The following is a 19,067-nucleotide window of genomic DNA, read 5'->3' on the forward strand; positions in this document are numbered from 1 at the left end:
CGCCAGCGTCTCGAAGCCGATCCCGCATTGGCCAACCCAACCTACAGACCGCCCAGTTCTACTATCATCAAACGCGCCCTCTGCGTCGTTGCAGATGCCAAGGAGGTCTCGCATCCAGACAACTAGGAGTCCGTCCGAGTAATCCTCTCGACGGCGGGGCCGGAGGGTGATTCACTCGGCTCATGGCCAAGGTGTTTCGCTCCTGGGATGTGGATCAGGGCTGGTTGCTGCCGCCCTCGCTGCACGAGTTCGTGCCGCCCGGGCACATGGCGCACTTCGTTCGCGACACGGTGCGGGAGGCGCTCGACCTCTCGGCCATCCTCGATACCTACAGCGAGGAGCGCGGCTACCCGCCCTACCATCTGGGCATGATGGTGGCGCTCCTGCTCTACGGCTACAGCCGCGGCCTGTACTCCTCGCGCCAACTCGCCCGCGCCTGCGAGGAGCGGGTCGATGTCATGGCGGCGACCGGCCTGAACCGGCCGGACTTCCGCACCATCGCCGACTTCCGCAAGCGTCACCTCGTGGCCCTGTCGGACCTTTTCGTGCAGGTGCTGCGCCTGTGCCGAGCGGCCGGTTTGGTCCGGTTCGCCCACGTGGCGGTGGACGGCACCAAGGTGAAGGCCAACGCCTCTCGCCACAAGGCGATGAGCTACGGACGCATGAAGACGGCCGAGCCGGCGCTGGCCGCCGAGGTCGACGCCTGGCTGGAGCAGGCGCGCGAGGCGGACGCGGCCGAGGATGCGGTGCAGGGCGCGAACCGACGGGGCGACGAGACACCGGACTGGATGGCCGACAAGCAGCGACGGCTGGAGACGATCCGCGCCGCGAAGGCCGCGTTGGAAGCGGAAGCGGTCGATCCGCCCACCCCGGAGGACGAGAGCGGGCCGGGTGCGTCCTCGGGCATGCGCTGGCAGGGTCGACCCCTACGTGGTGAGGACGGCGGTCCGCCAGATCGGACGCAGCGCAACTTCACAGACCCGGACAGCCGCATCCTGCCCACGCGCGACGGGTTCGTGCAGGGCTACAACGGGCAGATCGCCGTCGATGCCGCGCATCAGATCATCGTGGCGCATCGCCTCGTGACGAACGCCGCCGACGCCCGCGCCCTCGTGCCGCTCATCGACGACGTCCGCGCTCATCTCGGGCGTAAGCCGTGCGAGGTCTCGGGCGATGCAGGCTTTGCCAACGAGGCGAACCTGGCCGCGCTGAAGGAGCGGCGGATCACCGCCTATCTGGCTCCGGGTCGGGCGCGTCACGGCGAGGCGGATGCGGCCGGTCGTCGAACGCTGACAAAGACGCCCCTGATGCGTGCGATGGCCGCGCGGCTGAAGCAGGCTGGCCGCCGGAGCCGCTACCGCCTGAGGAAGCAGGTCGTGGAGCCGGTGTTTGGGCAGATCAAGCAGGCCAGAGGCTGCCGGCAGTTCTTGCTCCGGGGCCTCGAGCAAGTCCGGGGCGAATGGGCGATGATCTGCACCGCCCACAACCTCCTCAAGCTGGCCAAGGCCAGTCACTGAGCCCAAAGCCGACGCCCACGTCTGCCCACACTTCCACCCTCATCCCACCGCGTAAACTCGTTACTCGGACGGGCTCCTAGGCGACGATAGACCCCGAGCATTCGACCTCTTTCGTCCGAGTCTCCAGGACGTACTGGTATGGCGTGAGGCCGCGCGACGCCGTGAGCCGACGTCATGTTGTAGGCATTCACGAAGAGCTGCAAATGCGCCCGGAGCTGCTCGTAGCTCACGTAGCATTATTAATGGCGCAATTTTATCATACAGTTCAATTACTTAAGAGCAAAAGTCGCATGGGCACATTGGGCCTATTGCTCTCCTGAGGTCATATGTGTGATACGCATGCTTCTAGGTCGAGCCAGTCTCGCCGGACCAGGCTAACAGGGCCTCGAGGCCCAGCCCATGGTCAAACGCTAAAAGTATTAAATATCAGACAACTAGCTGCTCAATGACAGAAGGCAACGACAAAAAAGATCTAGCTTCAGTTGTGTTGGTGCACGGCCAAGTCGCAGTGCTGCGCATTTCGATGGAAGCTTCAAGTGCAGTTCCTTTGGAAATTTTGAGCCCTTCCAATATTGAAATATTAACGTGGGCTATCACGGGCTTCAGCGGAGATAGGTCCGCTTGCCCCTGCTGCCTCTTAGTGCTCCGTCCGCTTCACAGTGATTTTCTCGGCGACTTTTCTTCCATATCGGTCCGAACCCACATTCATGACCGCACTTTCCGGTTACATGCCGAACCAGCGTTGTTGACCGCAGGCGAGATTCTTGTACTCACGCGCGCGGTGATTGCCGCTATAGAACCACGGAACGCAGGCAGCCTTCAACTATTGCTGCCTGTAATTGCACCTGCATTGGACGCAATCTGCCTCGAAACGGATGAACGCCAACTTACACGCCCAGACAGCCGTACCGGCACAGTCGTGGCGTCAGGCCTCGATTTCGTACCTTTCAGTCTTATTGCACGTGCTGCAGCGGGTTATGTCTGCGAGTTTATACAGTCCGCAAAAGTCCGCACGGGGCCGGAGGTCAAGATCGCGATGACTCTGCGCGCACCTGTTGACGTGGGCGGCGCCGACACTGTGCTCCTTGTTGGAAACGGCCGGCACGCGGCGGCCCGAATTATCGAAGCAGCCTAAGCGATGGTTGGCGACAACAAAACGGCGGTCTTGGTCTTGGCACCCATGCCGCCCTTTCCGACTAGCGCAGGCAATCGTCGCCGACTTGTTGCTACCTGTGAGGCGCTGCAAAGAGGCGGATTTGCGGTCGATTTTGCCTATCTGCAGCACGAGGATCAGATCTACCGCCGCTTCGGCCAGCAACCGCCGACCGATGTTGCGGCGATGGAGACTGCGTTCCGTCACGTGTTTTCGATTCCTGTTGATTCGACCATTCCCTTAAAGACCTGGTCCGGTGGTTTTTCGATTGATGCATGGTGCCCCGACCAAGTGGCTGACTTTATTTCGTGGTATTTCTCGCATCACCCCGAGACTAGCGCAGTTGTTATCAATTATGTTTTCCTCTCACGATGTCTTGATATGGTTCCTGCAGGCATCCTGCGGATCATCGATACTCACGACCGGTTCGCCGATCGGCACCTTCAATACCGGCCCTTCCGGAGTGAGCCAAATTTCTTCTACACGGATCGGGCATCGGAGGCGGCGGGTTTATCGCGGGCTGACGTTGTCCTCGCCATCCAAGCGGTAGAGGCCGCGTATTTTCGGGGACTTGTAGATCGAGACGTCCGCCTCCTGCCGCCCCTTTTTTCTGAGCAGCGGCCACTCCGCGTCCCCCGACAGCTTGAGAAGCTCGGGTTTATCGGACACGGCAATGATCCGAACCTCTTCTCGATCAGCAAATTTGCTCACGCATGGGCTGCCGTCTGGCAGCGCGATCTGCCGGTCCTCGTGATCGCAGGCGAGATCTGTGGCAGCCTCGAAAATCTTCATCTACCTGGCGTGCGTCTAGCGGGCTACGCCGCCGACATCGAGTCGTTCTATGAGGGTGTCGACGCGGTCGTCGCGCCGATGCTGCTGGGAAGCGGTCTCAAGATGAAAGTCGCCGAAGCCCTAGCCATGGGTCTGCCCGTGATCGGCACCAAGATCGCTTTCGAGGGCTTTGACGCGCACCACCCCGCTCATCGGTTGGGCGGAGTCTCTGACACGATCGCAACGATTTTGCGCCTACACAAAGACGCTAACGGTCTTGCAGCGCTGGGAAAGGCCAGCGCAGACTTGCTTTTCCGCTACAACGCCATTGCTGCAGCCTGTGAGGCCGAATGGCTCACCACAATTCCTCGCCGCCCATCACATTCTAAACCCCGACAGGGTGAGGCAGAGTCATCGATACCCCGAGGTGTGAGCCTCGGCCCGATTTTTCTTTGGGAAGAGCGCTCCTTGCGCTCGCTCCCAACCAAGGATGAGGAGAGCAGCACACTCGTAGCGACGGAGAATCCATCGCCCGCGGCCGCCCGGGCAACGGAGTACACTCCAGTGCGCAGGCGCTGGTTTGCAAAGGTTTCATCGGCGAATGGCTCGCCTCTTGGTTCGCCGCTGTCGTCATTGAGCGTCCGGGGAGCCTCGGTCAGTTTCGCCCCAGAGTGGGTCCGGAGCCGCACTCTGCCCCAAGCGGCTCGCGAAGCACTCGCCGCCTTCTTCGCAGACGTTCACGCTGACTGGGACGCTCAGGGGCGCACGGTCGGAGTTGGAGCGAATGGGATCACTATCGTGTCCTGCGTACCAAGCTTCCTCCTCACCGGTCGCAGACCGACAGCCGCCTTCGTCGTCGCAGCCACAGGGCAGATACGGGAAACGCGGCTGGCCAGCATCACCGCCTTGGCACGCCCTCCTAGGCTCGCTTTTGAGGCAGAGCGGATGGATCTTACCCCTGTTCCGGTGACGCTGACGTTCGCACCGATCAACACCAGCGAATCCAGCCCCTTGATGACAGCGCCTACGGAACTCAATGCGCTGCCTTGCCCTCAGGTTCTCCTCCTGCTGAGCGACGATCTGATCGGTCGTCTGACCCTCGCGGCCTAGCCCGCGGACACGCTGACGGGCACCAATGAGCAAGATCGAAACGGTTGATCCTCATTATGGACGGCTAGCTGCAATCGTAGAAGCGCGGCTTATCGGCAACGCACTCGCACGCAACGGCGTCCGCATAACCTTCACGGCGGTGCCAGATCCAGCCGTCTCGATTGTGATCGTCTCATTCAATACCCGCGACCTTCTGACACTTACCCTCTACCGCTTAGCCACCCAGCAATTTTTTGCCGGAGCTTCGTTTGAGGTTATCGTCGTCGACAACGCTTCGGATTCCAATACTCAGACAGTGCTCGATCAGCTCGACGGCGTTGAAGTAATACGCAACACGAAAAACCTAGGCTACGGGCCGGCTTGCAACCGCGGCGCCGCCGCGGCACGCGGCCGCTATCTGCTGTTCCTCAACCCCGACGTCGATCTTATGCCAGGCGCGATCGGCGCTCTCGTCGAACCCTTTGCGGACGCGACTGTCGGAATCGTGGGCGCACATCTCGTCTTCCCCGGGGGCTATCTCCAGGAGTGCGGCGCCTTCTTTCGGGACGATGCACAAGTGACCCATCCATATGGGCGCGGGAACTCCAATCCGCTTCTACCCGAAGGTGCGTTCCAGCGGGACGTCGGGTACGTCTCGGGCGCGGTGATGGCTATCGACCGCACGCTGTTCGACGATCTCGGCGGCTTCGATGACCTCTTTGCTCCTGCGTATTTCGAGGACACAGACCTGTGCGTACGTTGCCATCAGGCTGGCCGTCGGGTCGTCTATCAGCCGAGAGCGAGTGCGATCCATTTCGAGAACGCGACCACTCCGGTGCGATCGGAGGTCGAGGCGCTCATAGATCGTAATCGGGAGCGCTTTCTTGAGCGACACCGGTCATGGCTGTTCCCGCAGGTAGGTGCTCCGCCGCGCTTCGGCGACCGAACGCACGACTCCTGGGCGCTCAAGGTGCTCTTTATCGATGATGCAGTACCCCACATCGATCTCGGCGCAGGCATGCCGCGGGCTAACTTCATCATCTCCACTATGGCCCGCTTCGGCTACCACGTGACTATCTATCCGGTGTATCGCGACGATCCCGAAATTGCGCAGCGCTACCGCGATTTGCCTGACACAGTCGAGGTCCTCGATGCCGAGGAGGGTATCGGCTTGGCTCGTCTGATCGAAGAACGATCTGACCACTACGACCTCCTCTGGGTAAGCCGGCCTCACAACATCGATCTGGTCTGTCAAGCGTTTCAAAGCCGCGATCTTCAGCTACGCGACATCTTTCGCAGCCGCGTAATTTTCGACTCTGAGGCGCTGTTTTGCCTACGTGATTTCTTAGAATCAACACTCCGAGATGGATATGGAACCGGTGCGGCACTCGCAGCGCGGGCACGGCGCGAAACTCGCAACTTTGTCCAAGCAGACCATGTCGTTTGCGTCTCGCATGCGGAAGCTCGCCTGCTGGAAAGCTACGGTGTCTCGAACACCTCCGTTCTCGGCCACGCCTTCGACCCGCCCGCTGACAAACTCCCCGAATTCGGCGATCGCAGCGGCTTCGTGTTCATCGGTTCGCTCGCGGAGGAATCCTCGCCAAACACCGACTCGCTGATCTGGTTTTTAGACGCCGTGTGGCCGGGTTTGCGCCGTGCCATTCCAAACGCGAAATTTACGATAATCGGTCGGGTTGCACCAGAGGTCCGTCGGCGACTAGTGGCACCAGGTGTAACGGTGATAGGACGCGTTCCCGATCCAGCGCCGCTGTTTAATCGGGCTCGAGTCTGCATCGCACCCACCCGTTTTGCCGCAGGCATGCCCCACAAAGTTCACTCCGCGATCGCACAGGGGCTGCCCTGCATGGTAACCCCAATCTTGGCCGAGCAGGTCGGCTGGCCTGAGGGCGCAGGTTTCGTCGTACGTGATTGGCGCGATCCAAGTGACTGTGCGGCCGGTTTAGTACAACTGCACAACAATGCAGAAATCTGGACACGGGTGCAACAAAGTGGCCTGGAGTACGTCGCGCAGGACTGTGCGCCGGCCGCCTTCGCCGACAAGCTGCGGCGGCTGTGCGAGGCGCCGACCTTCGCATGACTCAATCACACTTTATCCGGGCCGCTACTAAAAGCGCGTCCACGCTGATCCGTCGCATCTTAATTGGGCGCGTACCCAAGCTATTCGACGGAAAATTTTATCTTCAAAACAACAGAGACGTAGCGGCGTCGGGGATCGACCCCTTCTTGCATTATGTCTGGCGCGGGGCGTCGCAGAACCGCGACGCAGCCGAAGATTTTGACACCGCGTTCTTTCGTGATCAGAGCGGTCCGACACGGCTCGATCCGGTTCGGCATTACATCCGATTTGGTGCCGCCGCGGGCCTAGACCCAAATCCAGGTTTTAGCAGCGCGTCTTACCTGATCCGGTATCCTGATATAGCGGCCTCAGGCGTAAACCCGCTCCTCCATTACCGCACAAATGGTCGACTTGAGGGCCGCGTGGCGAAGCCCTCAGCCTCCAAGACCCTGGAAATTGCATGCCTGCGCGCTGTTCCGTCCCGGCATATTCACAATTTACCCTCGAAACCTGGACATCCGTTTTCAATCACATTGTTGCCCAACCTTCAGGGCGACGAGCAGTACAAGCCTGCGCGGCGGCTATGTTATTTCCTCAGGCTCACACACGATGAGATCGCGCTTCTGGTGAATGCTCTTGAGACAACGCAGGCCAACTGCCACGCTGAAATCACTCTGGACGTGGATACAACTCCGGACCCGAGTAGCGCGACTGATCGCAAGGCGGCAGAGGTTAGCCCCCATATGCGGCCGACGCTCAATACGTTACTTGCAGCATTTGAAAATTGTTATGCTTCTTTTCACGACGATACTGCCCAAATCCGCTATGCCGAACTTCGGTTGTGGGATCTCCGTGAAACTGAGGCTCGAGTTGCGGAGATCTTTCCAGCGGGTGCAGTCCGGATTTGTACGCGAAGCCACATATGATCAATTGGAGTTAGAGCCGGTTCCGGGCGGCTTGCGACGGGTTAGCGGGTGGCGCGTTGTCGGGCGAAGGAGCATGCCGATGCCTTCACCTCTGTCCGTCGACTTACGCGAGCGTGTTGTGGCTGCCGTGGCGGCAGGTGCCTCGTGCCACCGAGCGGCAGCTCAGTCGTTGTGGCGCTGCCGTGGAGAATCTCTCCCATAGCGCGTCCCTCCATGTGGCACCAGATGTATCACCACACGGCGGGACCAAACATCCGTCGATACCGCCTGCGGCTCGCGCGGCTCCAGCGCGTGCGAGCGCGACCTCTTCGCCACAGCAAACTCCTGGTTTAGGCGACAGCGGATCCGGTGTTGTCGGTTCGTTCTTATTTCTGCCGCGGTCCGAGTGCCGACGCAACCGAGAAAGTTGCAAGCGATACAGGTTTTCAGCGCGTCTGGTGCGACTGGCCTGGGAACGGCCCTCGAAGTGGTCGAGGCCGGGTCTTTACTTGGGCCGCCTGCGCCCGTCCGTCTCTTCAGCCTCCGCGGTTTTCCCGAAGCCGCACCCCTGGTCCGCCGCCGTTTGCCGGGATGAACTCGACGCCGGCCGCTTCGAACGCTTGACGTAGGACTGTAAGCGTTGCCGATCGCGGAACACCGTTCTCGCCCTCGAACTGACGTACCGTCACCACACCGACAGATGCCGCCTTCGCGAGATCGGCTTGAGTCCAGGAAAGCAGGCCGCGAGCAGCGCGACATTGAGCGGGTGAGATCATGCCTTCGGTATGCCCCAGCCGTCGAAAAACGCCAATTCAGACAGAAAGCGCTTGATAAATCAAAATCCGTTAGATATCGTCGGATCCATCGAAAAACGACGGATCTGCGCCATGTTCCTGAAGCGCTGCATCTCTTGGAACACTGCTCTTTGCGACATTCGTAGCGATCGCACCCGAACAGCCCCTGGCATCATTTCGGCGCGCTCGTTGATCCAGGGCCTCACACGCATCCGCCGCACCCGTCTCGTCACCCCGGCTGGCGCCTTCGTCCATGCCACCATCATGGCAGCAGCCGTTGTGGCAGCGAAGGCGCATAAGCTCCGCACCGGCGCCGCTTGGTCCGTCAGTATGTCGGTCGGGCTCACCGCCGCGTGGCAGGCCGCCAAGGCTGCTCGACTCTTGGTTGCGACGCGAGAGCAGGGTCTTATTGAGCCGAAACGAAAGGATACGCGCCGTGGTGGGCTTCCGCCCTTGAGAGCGGCGGAAGGGGAGGGGAGGGCTATGCGGTTCGGTGACCCATCACCGCAAACTCCTATGACGAACTTACGGCTTTACCCAGGCGGGCGGACTTTTCCTGATCCGGCAATCAATTTGATCTCGGCGCCGCGCTGAGCCGGCGGCGGGGGCGCACCGCCCCATCCAAACTCTTCATCATCCAACCTGTGTGTGGAGGCGCACCATGCCCAAGAAGAGCCCGCGCAGGCGCGCGGCTGATCCCGCATGCCCGACAGTGGCCTCGTTAAGCCTCCCGGTGAAGCTCGTAACCCGCCAGGAGGACGCGGAGCTCCGAGCGCTGATCGAGCGCTATGAGCAACTCCTGTGCGACTGGGAACACCTGACCCACCGGGCGCTCAAGGCACTTGTTGACCGCCCAACTCCCCGCAGTGAGCGCCACGATGCCCTTCGTCGTTCCTGAGGACGTCGGCACCACGCAGCGCCGGTCCTTATCGGGGCGTCGGCGGCTCCAAGCTTGGGAACGCACGGCAGGCACCTGTGTCATCTGCGGCCAACGTATCGACGGCGTGCGCGAGCGCTGGATCGTCGAGCACATACGAGCCCTCGAGCTCGGTGGTACGGATGACATCGAGAATATGGGACCGGCGCACGAGGCTTGCGGTCGCGAGAAAACGCGCGACGACCACGCCCGCGCCGCTGAAGCCAAGCGGCAGAAGATCCGCCATCTGGGCGCGGTCGTCGTCACACGGCCGCTACCAGGCTCGCGTGGATGCGCTCTCAAGCGAAAAATCAACGGCACCGTAGTCCTCCGCGAGGCTCCCGATCGTGCTCCAGCCGATAACAAGTCAAGATCTAGGCAGTGGAGGGCCGTGAGCTGCAATACGAAACGATTCCCGGTGGATGCGGCAATGGAACCGAAGGATCGGCTTTGTCTCCGCCCCAAACCTTCCGCTAAAGAGAACGAGGCAGGAACAGCGAATCAGATGGCAAACCGACCGACGACGGTGAAACCGAAAAACGCTGACGAGCGTGTTAGGAATTCTCCCGCGTCAGGCGAGATCCTGCCTGCGATTCCGGCCCATCTCGATTTCCTGTTTGCCGATCGTCCCCTATTGCCGGGCGATAATGAGGAGCAGTACGACGCCCTCTTGCGCAGCATCGTGCAGCAGGTCGAACCCGCCGACGTGATCGAAGCAATTTGGGTCAAGGATATCATCGACCTCATCTGGGAGGCCAAACGGCTGCGCCGGTGGCGAGGACAGATCTTGGTTCAAGCTCAGCTGAAAGCCGTCGAAGAGCTGATCAAACCAGGACTTCAAGGCACGAACGTTCTGGATTTATCCACGTTTGGAGGCCCCTCCGCGGAGTACCTCGCGGCTGGTTGGATGGCCGGCGACGAGATCGAAACAGAACGAGTTGAGGAAATTCTGCAAAAACGCGGCCTTAAAGTTGAGGATGTTAGAGCGCATGGGTTTTTGATGAACCTTCCAGCGATCGAACGCATCGATCGACTATCATTGTCAGCGGATCAACGGCGGGACGCACTCGTACGCGAGATCGAACGCAAGAGGGCGAGCTTTGCTCAGCAGGTTCGCACCGCCACCGCGGACGTTATCGATGCTGACGACGCTCATATCTCATGACGCGCCAGCCCCACGATCGACGCTGCAATGACCTCTGAGCCCGCCATTCATGCCAATCGCCGAAACGCTCAGGCTAGCACCGGTCCACGCACACGGGCAGGTAAGGATCGCTCGAGACAAAATGCTCGCAAGCACGGCCTTACGGCGACCGACCCAAACCCTGGGACATCGCCGGAGTTGGAGCGGCTCGCCGAGCTGATCGCGGGCCCGGGCCATACCGATGCAGCCGTTCTGGAGGCCGCTCGCGATGTTGCCGATGCCGAGTTTCAGCTCCGGCGTGTCCGGACATTCAAAACGACGCTGCAGCGGAACACCCCTCTCGCTCCGGGATGGAAAGCGAAAGAAGAAGCCCCTCCACCTGCAGAATCCCTCCTGGAACTCCTCCGTCAGCTTGAAAGTCTGGATCGCTACGAGCGCCGTGCGCTGTCGCGTCGCAAATTCGCAATCCGTCGGCTCAATGACCTCGTCAGCTGAACCCTCTGCGTAACGTCCGAATTGGTTGAAGGATAAATGAAGCAGTGCTCTAGCTCACGATGCGAATGGGCAGCCGAGTCACAATTTTACTGCAAAGTTCATCATTTTAAGGAGCGTCATTGTTTTTTAAGTCCGCAACAAAACGAGAGCTACGCAATATATCACTCCCGCCAATTCATTGAACCAGCGCAAAGCGCTAAGGCCCGGATAGCTCCGATGTTGCACTCAAAAATTCGTAAGTTGTTACACCGCAATTTGCTTGAGCGCCAAAATCTCGTTCGCATCCAAACGGAGCTCGATGCCGCATTAAGTGGTTGTATTATATTGGCAGGGGACTCGCACGCAGCTTATACTCTGCATCCCGAATTTCCTCGACCAACTCTGAATTTGGGCATCGCCGGGGCAACAGCCCGATCCTATGCGCGATCGCTGGATTCGCTGCATACTCCCGTGCCAGGATCGCTGTCGATCTTGATCATCGGCACCAACGATATTCGGCGACGATCCCCACTTTCTAAACCAGCGCTGACCAATTTTTCTCGACATGCTGAACGCGTGATTGACCGCCTCAGGAGCTGGACCCTCGACGTCCTCGTCGCCGCCTTACCGCCCAGACCAAAATCTGACTTGGCAGAACAAGCCCCTCTGGCGTCGGAGGTTTACTCAGACGCCCTGCGCGAGATCTGCGCGCGGCGAGGCGCGGATTTTTTTGATCCTTTTGCGCCACTGCGCAGCTCACGTTTCGGGCTAGCCGAAGACGCGGTTTTCATTGATGGAACACACCTATATGAATATGACAGTTTAAGCCTACGTATCTCCAATCATATTCGCAGCCACTATCGTCTGGAAGAGTTTTTCTGCAATCATCTGCCGGGTTTTGACCATGATTACTATCGTGGTTGGTACCCTGATGCCTGTCATTACCCACGTGGTTTGGCACGGCATTATCTGGACCTCGGATGGAAGGAAGGACGCGACCCCAGCGGACAGTTTAGTACCGACGGATACCTCGATGCCAACCCTGATGTGCGTGTCAGCGGGATCAATCCCTTGATCCACTTCTTGGAAATCGGCCTGACGCAAGGTCGCACAGGCTGGCAGAAAGCTCACACCAACCCAACTAGTCACAGCCTTACGGACTGGCAGAACTTGCCCGACAACAGTCAACAGTAATTTGGACCGGGAAGGGAGTGTCGAGCTTGCAATACGTTCACCTCAAGCGATCAACTGGCATTTCAGCATCAACGACAGCCGAATCCTGTTTTCTGGCGAAATGGTACCAAGCCGGCGAACAAATGTCAGCAATTCCCTCCGGATACTGTCGGCCATAGCCGCTTGACGACAAGGCCTGATCACCACCGGCCGGTGCAGCTAGGTGTCATTATTCGATTGTTGTCTGTCAGGGCGCATCACGGATTGCCTTGGGTCAACGCTGTAGTGAAAGATTCATTTTGCCACATCTTATTTGAGGAATAATAGGAGGGAATGACGCAAAGGACCACTATCAAAACAAGAATGAACCATTCCGTCAGATTTATTGCGCCAACCACTCTGTCCCTTGACTTGTGCATATTCATTCGGACGTCTCGCGATCTCATCAGAATGGTAGATTGACGGGCTTGGATTAAATATTCTTTGAGAGGATGGAGATTTTTGGAATTGAAGAGCCGACAGTGTATTTCTCGCTATGCAAGCGACGGTTAACTATTGAGACCGCAATTAAGTCTAATTTATCTAAGCTTTTTAGTCATACCTCCTTTATCATACATTGCGCTCGCTGTCGGAAAACTGCTTTGAATTCTATCGATGATTGAGTATCGAGCAGAGCGCCGCTTACCTGTATCGGACACCTCCGATTGGATCCTGAACGACAAACATAAGAGGGGTAGGCGCTGGTCTGCTGTGCCGCAGGCGGAAGAACGATCAAATCGGCCGCATCACTGGCACGCCTACAGCAGAGTGGCACTTACGTCCGACATTTAACCGGTAGTCCAATTTATTCGGATCCATCGCTCAATCTCTCAGTGTATACGCAGCACAGCTTCGGGGATGGTCAGCTGTACGGGGTTCCCGTCGATATCTATTCACGCAAGGGGTCAGTCTTGAAGTTTACCGGGTGAAATGAGGCTTGCACGCCGATCACCCGGTAGCGTTGCCTTCCTAAGTTGCGCAAAATTTGAACATCAACAGGTAGATTGGGCGGGGCATGCTGCAAGGGCATCTACAACGCGAGGCTGGTAGGTAGACGCCCGGTATCTCAATCCTCGTTACCAAGCCGGGAGCCGACACCTCACGCCTGACACGTGCTTCGCTGACCGTCGCGTGAACGGTTCTTAACCAAATTTTTACCCTACTCCTCAACCATCGCGGCTGACGCGACAGATTTGAGCGGGGAAATCGTGGGAGCCAGCATGGAGCCGAGCGAGGCCGAACGGTTCGCGCGGGTTTCCTGCGAACTCTCGGCCCTCCGTCGGACTTCCTGCGTATCTGTGCGCGACAAACGGCCGATCGCCATTGTCATACCCGTCTTCAATGACTGGACGGCCTTTGGTATCCTCGCACGCGCTATTGAAGCGGTCCTCGTTGAAGCCGACCTCCGAGCTGAACTCATCATCGTCGATGATGGATCCTGGCAATCGGGTGAGGACGTACTTGCCGAGGTTGAGAACGCAGCGCAGCAGCTGCGCCTGCAGCCGTTGGTGCTCGCCACCAACCTCGGTCACCAGCGTGCGATCGCGGTCGGTCTCGTGCAGGCGCATAAGCGGGCGAGCGCCTATCGCGCCATCATCGTCATGGACGGTGACGGTGAGGACCAGCCTGAACACATCCCACTCCTCGTCGCGGAAGCTGAAGCCCACCCCAATTCTGTAATTTGCGCTCAGCGCCGCCGGCGCTTTGAAGGCTTCCGCTTCGCGCTCGGGTACGGGATATTCAAGCTTATTTTCCGCATCTGCACCGGGCAGTGTATTGATTTCGGCCACTACTGCGCGATACCGCCAGCACACTTGTCACGTCTCGTACATGCTCCGGCGCTGTGGAGTCATTTTGCAGCGAGTCTGATTCGCTCCGGACTGCCGCTTCACCGCGTCCCCCTCGACCGCGGCCAGCGTTACGCTGGGCGTTCGACGATGAATGCGACGACCCTGATCCGGCACGGGCTGAACGCCATCGCCGTGTTTGAAGACGTCTGCCTCGTGCGCCTCCTCGTGACACTCGCGGCATTTGGGTGTGGGGTCGTCTCGGCGATGATCATCGTAGTGCTCGTTCGTTTCTGTACCGACCTCGCCATGCCCGGCTGGGCGACAAACGCAGCCGGGCTGCTCGTCGTCGTGCTTTTCCAGGCGGCGCTGCTCGCGGCGACGGCAGCCGCCGCCCACCTCAACCGACGCGCATTGCCTGAGATCGTGCCAGCCCGCGATGCGCACTGGTTTCTGCTCGCGCCGAACGTCCGTGCGGACGAGACCAACGACGGAGAAGCGAAGTGGCCAGCGGATCGGCGAGCGGCGTCCTGACGACGCAAACCAACTACGTCGGAGGCGAACTCGAACTCTTTAGCGCCGCCTGCAATTGGAAGCGCTACTGGTCCGACACGATCGCGCCATACGTTGGCGGCCGGGTACTCGACGTCGGCGCAGGACTGGGCGCGACAGCAGATATCTTCTCCGCGCGAAAAGACATCGAAGCCTGGACATGTCTAGAGCCCGACGCGCGCTTTGCTGCTCGCCTCGCGACAAAGATCGAATCGGGTGGCCTGCCAGCGCGTACGCGGGTGCTGCGTGGAACGAACCGTGACCTCGGCCCCGCCGAGTGCTTCGATACCGTCCTCTACATCGACGTACTGGAGCATATCTGCGACGATCGCGGCGAGCTCGCGATCGCGGCTTCGCGGCTTGCGAAGGGCGGCCATCTCATTGTGCTCTCGCCCGCCCACCCTTTCCTCTACTCGCCCTTCGATGCCGCGATAGGCCACGAGCGGCGCTACACCCGCGCGTCCTTGCACGAGGCTGCACCAAAGGACTTGCGGCGGGTGCGGCTCGACTACCTCGATGTAGTTGGGTTCGGTGCCTCGCTGGGCAACCGTCTCATTTTGCGGAGTGTAATGCCGAACCCTACACAGATTGCTGTCTGGGATCGGCTGATGGTGCCGCTGTCGCGCCGTCTTGATCCCTGGCTGGGGTTTCGAGCGGGCAAATCAGTGATTGGGATCTGGGCCCGATGAGCGCCGGCCTCATCGACGGTGCGTCGCCGTCTGCCATCCTATCGCGCGGCGCCGAACTGAGGTGGGGATTGCTGACGGCGGCTCTCGCCGTCGCAACCGCAGCAATCCCGCTCATCCATGAGCCCGCCTTCTACTTCACAGACGACTACCAGTCCTATTTTTTGCCTGGGTTCCTTGAGATCGCCCGGCTGATCAAGGCGGGGGAGTGGCCCTTCCTGACCCCACGCCTCTTCCAAGGGGGGGCGCTCCTTGCCGAGTATCAATACGCGCTATTCAATCCTGTCACTGTGTTGCTCTACCTCGTGCTCGACCAATTCGAGAGGCTCGATCGTGCCGCGGCCTTCTTCGCGCTCGTCCACATCGGCTTGCTCGCTGGCGGCACACACGCCCTGTCGCGCCTCGTTGGAGTGAGCCGACCTGCTTCCGTGCTGGCCGGGCTGACTGCCGCAACGAGCGGATGGATAATATACTGGGGCGCCATCACCTGGATCCCCGGCCTCGTCAGCACGGCCTGGCTGTCTTGGGCCGCAGCCGCGCTGATCCGTGCCTACCGCACACCGGGCCTGGTGCCTTCGGCAGCGGGCGCGGTTTACCTAACGATTGCGAGTGGCTGGCCGTTTTCCGACGCCGCGCTCATCGCCGGTGTTGGCACAGGGCTCAGTTTGGCGTTTTGGGCGGGACGCGACTGGCGAGCGTGCGGGCGCACGGCATTAGCGGTTGGGCTTGGTGGACTACTCGCCGCTCCGTCCTGGATGCCACTCGCAGCCGCGATCGAGACGAGCTCCCGTCAGCCAGAAAGCTTATTGCACGATATGCTGCACGCACCCCTCGGTGTGCTCTTGGCAATGGGCGTGCCGGTCTGGCCTGAGACCTGGCTCGGGTTTAGCGGTTTGATGATGCACGCCGGGCCGCCGACCCAGTACATCTCCTGGTGGGTCCCAGTTGCGCTGGTGAACGCGTCCAGGGCACGACTAAACAACCCGGAGGGGCGCAGTGTCGCCATGTTGCTGGCTGTTACTGTCGTGCTGGCATTGCTCGCTATCTCACCGGGCGTTTCGCAATTGCGCTGGCCATTCCGCTTCCTGCCTTACGTACAGATTGGCTTCGCAGTCATCGCGGCGTGGTTTGCGACTCGTGATCGCTGGGCCCCCGGCCCGACGCTGGCTCTAATCGCGATTGGGGGCGCAGTCGCGATCGCGCGCGATACCGACCTCCTCACAATTCAGATCGTGCTGACAGCTCTCGTTGCCCTCGCGGCCGTGTTGGCGCTGCGGGCCGAGGGGACGGCGCGGCTCGCCGTCATTGCGGCGAGCCACGCCGTCGTGTTCGCGGTCCTCACAACGATCATGCCGTTCAATGGCCAAGTCGGCACCTGGCCTGCATTGATGGAGCGCTCAGCCTACCGTGCTCCATCCCTGAACCCGGGCGACACAACTCTCGTACTCCACAGCAGGGAATACTACCGCTCGCCGATGACACCGGAGGCGCAAAGCGCCTTGTTTACCGAGTTGCCTCATTCCAATACGCCACTGCTCTTAGGAACCGCGGTAGTCGGCGGTTATTCACCCATGCCAGCACAGGGCTTCCTTGCGATTTGTATGTGGCCCAGAGGAACGACTTGCCCGGAGGCTGCCGAGCGACTGGCACGCTTAAATCCCGTGACTGGCGCTACCACGCTTGATCTCGCGCGCGTGGTTCGGGTCGCGACAGAAAAAGGGCCCCGCGCGGACGGTTTTGCCGCGGTCGCCGGACCAGACTGGACCCGGCGCAGCGGTATGGCGGCCGAGCTGTTCGAGCGGGTGGCCAGTGCACCCGCCCTGCCTGGAACGCTATCGGCTGGACCGACTGGCTTTCAGGTCATCGCGGCGGCGGAGGGATCGGCGTCGGGACGATACGAGATCGCCTCGCCGGCGGGCGGCCGCGTCGTCTGGGCGCGCGCGTGGTACCCAGGCTACTCCGCGTCTTGGAACGGCGAACCGCTGACGGTCGAGATCGTCAACGACTTCCTTTTGTCAACGATAATTCCGGCTGGGGGGGGCATACTGAAGCTGCATTACGTACCCGCCGGTCTCCTACCCGGCATCGCGGTTTCGGCGCTAGCTGCGATCCTCTTGGCAGGCCTCACAGTATCGAGCCGGCGAAAAAGTAGCTGAAATCCCTTGCGGATGCCGTCTGCCATAGCCGCCCGACGAAGGGACCTGATCACCGCTGGCCGTTGCAGCTGTTGAGTGCAGGTCGTGGCCCTCGGGCTGCTGGAAGTCCTCCGACCTATCGCAATGAGGCTTCGGCACCGGTAGCGCGAAGGTTTCAGCGAACTGCTGCCGCGGCGCCTGCGACGGCGCGGGACTGTTATCCTGGTACTCGGCGAACACCTTCGGGCCGTGCAAGATCCCCTCCAGCACCACAGGACGAATGGGGCTACTTGAGCGAGCGGCGCCGGCGCGGCAGCATGAACGCGCTTCTTATGATCGACAGCTCCGCGCCTAAGAGCCTGTCCGATAAGGGTCTGAGGCGGGGTTGAGTGGTCGGGATGGCGGTGATTCTAAGAAGCTGTTGAAGCCTGACCTGGAAACGCCATGTGGACACCGACCACTCGGCGGCAGCATAGCCGCGCGGGCCTTCGCTATGAAACCGACCTGACCGATGCCGAATGGGCGGTGATCGAGCCGCTGATGCCAGGACCTGAGCCACGTGGTCGGCCTCCGGTCTGGACGCCGCGGGAGATCTTGAACGCGATCTTCTACGTTCTGCGCGGCGGCATCGCATGGCGGCTGATCCCCAAGGATCTGCCGCCGCGATCGACAACGTTTGGCTACTTCAGCCGCTGGCGCGACACAGGGCTGTTCGGCCGTATCAATCACCACCTTGTCATGGCTGATCGCGAGCGTGTCGGACGCGAAGCCTCGCCGTCCGCCGCAGTGCTTGACAGCCAGAGCGTCAAAACCATGGAGAGCGCCGGGCGGCACGGCTACGACGCCGGTAAGTAGGTTAAAGGCCGCAAGCGCCAAGCGCTGGTCGACACTCGGCCGACGCGGTGGTGCACACGGCCTCGCCGACGCGGGGTGCCGTCGTGGTGCGGGAAATGATGGATGGCCACCGGCCGGCAGTGTGGATCTCGGATCGCTACACCGCCCAGCAAGGGACACGCCGCCGAACATCGGACCTGCCTGGCCCATCTCGCCCGCGACGTGGCCTATGTCGTCGAGACCAGCGACGATCCCGTCCCCTGGCGTCTGCAGCTCTGGCTCCAATCCGTGTTCGCTCTGGCCGAGCGCATCTCCGATCTGGCTGTCTCGACGCTCGCCGCCAAGCGCCGGAGCCCGGATCGACAGCTCGGAGCCATCCTCGCCACGCCGAGCCGCTGCGACCTGACCCGATCCCTCCAGGCCAAGATCGAACGGGCTCGCGATCAGCCGCTGGTGTTCCTCGCCTACCCCGGCGCGGTCGAGCCGACCAACAATGGCAGCGGGCGACTGCTGCGCCCGTCCGTCATCCCGCGGAAGATGACCAACGGCTGCCGCGCGATGTGGGCAGCCGAGGGCGAGGCCGACATCCGCACCGTCGTCGATACTGCCCGCCTCACAGGCCGCAGCCCCTTCCGAACAATCCTCACGACCGTCGGCGCTTAAACCCCGCCACTACGGGCCTGGGTGATTACTTCTGGCTGCGATTTGATGGATCGACTACCCCACCAGACAGTCTTGACAGGTACTGGCCCTACTCTGTCTGCCCAGTAAGTAAGACACGAAGAGCATGCGCTGGGCGGCTTCGCAACCTCACCCGTTTAACAGGGGCGCGACCATGGTGAATAGGATCCAACGGGGTGACGAAAGTAGCTCCTCTGCTAAGACTAACACTTTCACATTTCCGAAGGAGAACGAAAAATTCCGCCTCTCTTTCTCGCGTGGGCTCAATAGCAACTACTTCTACCGGGATCAATCCAAGAAAAATCAACTTTTTTAATATTAAACCAAAACTATATGGCGT

Annotated in this window: 12 protein-coding genes and 2 pseudogenes; all 14 read left to right on the forward strand. The window is 60.4% G+C overall.

Translation table 11 applies throughout. The annotated features are described in order from the left end of the window. Nucleotides 1–182 precede the first annotated feature (182 nt). Nucleotides 183–1,517 carry an IS1182 family transposase gene (locus FV233_RS22295; protein ID WP_147898802.1) on the forward strand — a complete coding sequence of 445 codons (1,335 nt, stop codon included), beginning with the start codon at nt 183–185 and terminating at the stop codon, nt 1,515–1,517. Nucleotides 1,518–1,962: 445 nt separating this feature from the next. After that, a complete protein-coding gene (locus tag FV233_RS22300) occupies nt 1,963–2,652 on the forward strand; it encodes a hypothetical protein (protein WP_147898803.1) in 690 nt (229 codons plus the stop codon). A gap of 3 nt (nt 2,653–2,655) precedes the next feature. Further along, entirely contained in the window at nt 2,656–4,551 is a 1,896-nt protein-coding gene (locus FV233_RS22305) for a glycosyltransferase (protein ID WP_147898804.1), read from the forward strand. A gap of 25 nt (nt 4,552–4,576) precedes the next feature. Beyond that, entirely contained in the window at nt 4,577–6,628 is a 2,052-nt protein-coding gene (locus FV233_RS22310) for a glycosyltransferase (protein ID WP_147898805.1), read from the forward strand. Further along, a complete protein-coding gene (locus tag FV233_RS22315; RefSeq protein WP_147898806.1) occupies nt 6,625–7,533 on the forward strand; it encodes a hypothetical protein in 909 nt (302 codons plus the stop codon). The genes FV233_RS22310 and FV233_RS22315 overlap by 4 nt, the downstream gene beginning before the upstream one ends. 764 nt (nt 7,534–8,297) lie before the next feature. Then, nucleotides 8,298–8,900 carry a hypothetical protein gene (locus FV233_RS22325; RefSeq protein ID WP_147898808.1) on the forward strand — a complete coding sequence of 201 codons (603 nt, stop codon included), beginning with the start codon at nt 8,298–8,300 and terminating at the stop codon, nt 8,898–8,900. 284 nt (nt 8,901–9,184) lie between these two features. Then, nucleotides 9,185–10,387: an HNH endonuclease signature motif containing protein gene (locus tag FV233_RS22335; protein WP_147898810.1), complete on the forward strand. Its 1,203-nt coding sequence runs from the start codon at nt 9,185–9,187 to the stop codon at nt 10,385–10,387. Nucleotides 10,388–10,564: 177 nt separating this feature from the next. Continuing rightward, nucleotides 10,565–10,861 carry a hypothetical protein gene (locus FV233_RS22340; RefSeq protein ID WP_147898811.1) on the forward strand — a complete coding sequence of 99 codons (297 nt, stop codon included), beginning with the start codon at nt 10,565–10,567 and terminating at the stop codon, nt 10,859–10,861. 216 nt (nt 10,862–11,077) lie between these two features. After that, nucleotides 11,078–12,034, forward strand: a complete 957-nt coding sequence (locus FV233_RS22345; protein WP_147898812.1) for a GDSL-type esterase/lipase family protein — start codon at nt 11,078–11,080, stop codon at nt 12,032–12,034. 1,238 nt (nt 12,035–13,272) lie between these two features. After that, nucleotides 13,273–14,373, forward strand: a complete 1,101-nt coding sequence (locus tag FV233_RS22350) for a glycosyltransferase (protein WP_147898813.1) — start codon at nt 13,273–13,275, stop codon at nt 14,371–14,373. After that, on the forward strand, nt 14,343–15,080 hold the full coding sequence (locus FV233_RS22355) for a class I SAM-dependent methyltransferase (RefSeq protein WP_147898814.1): 738 nt from the start codon (nt 14,343–14,345) through the stop codon (nt 15,078–15,080). The genes FV233_RS22350 and FV233_RS22355 overlap by 31 nt, the downstream gene beginning before the upstream one ends. Continuing rightward, a complete protein-coding gene (locus FV233_RS22360) occupies nt 15,077–17,233 on the forward strand; it encodes a hypothetical protein (protein WP_147898815.1) in 2,157 nt (718 codons plus the stop codon). The genes FV233_RS22355 and FV233_RS22360 overlap by 4 nt, the downstream gene beginning before the upstream one ends. Nucleotides 17,234–17,656: 423 nt before the next feature. Then, nucleotides 17,657–18,064 (forward strand): annotated as a pseudogene (locus tag FV233_RS22365) (transposase); the annotation flags it as partial. Nucleotides 18,065–18,102: 38 nt separating this feature from the next. Further along, nucleotides 18,103–18,709, forward strand: a pseudogene (locus tag FV233_RS22370) (transposase); the annotation flags it as partial. Between the last annotated feature and the right edge of the window lie 358 nt (nt 18,710–19,067).

Origin of the sequence: Methylobacterium sp. WL7, assembly GCF_008040085.1 — a bacterium.
GTDB lineage: Bacteria > Pseudomonadota > Alphaproteobacteria > Rhizobiales > Beijerinckiaceae > Methylobacterium > Methylobacterium mesophilicum.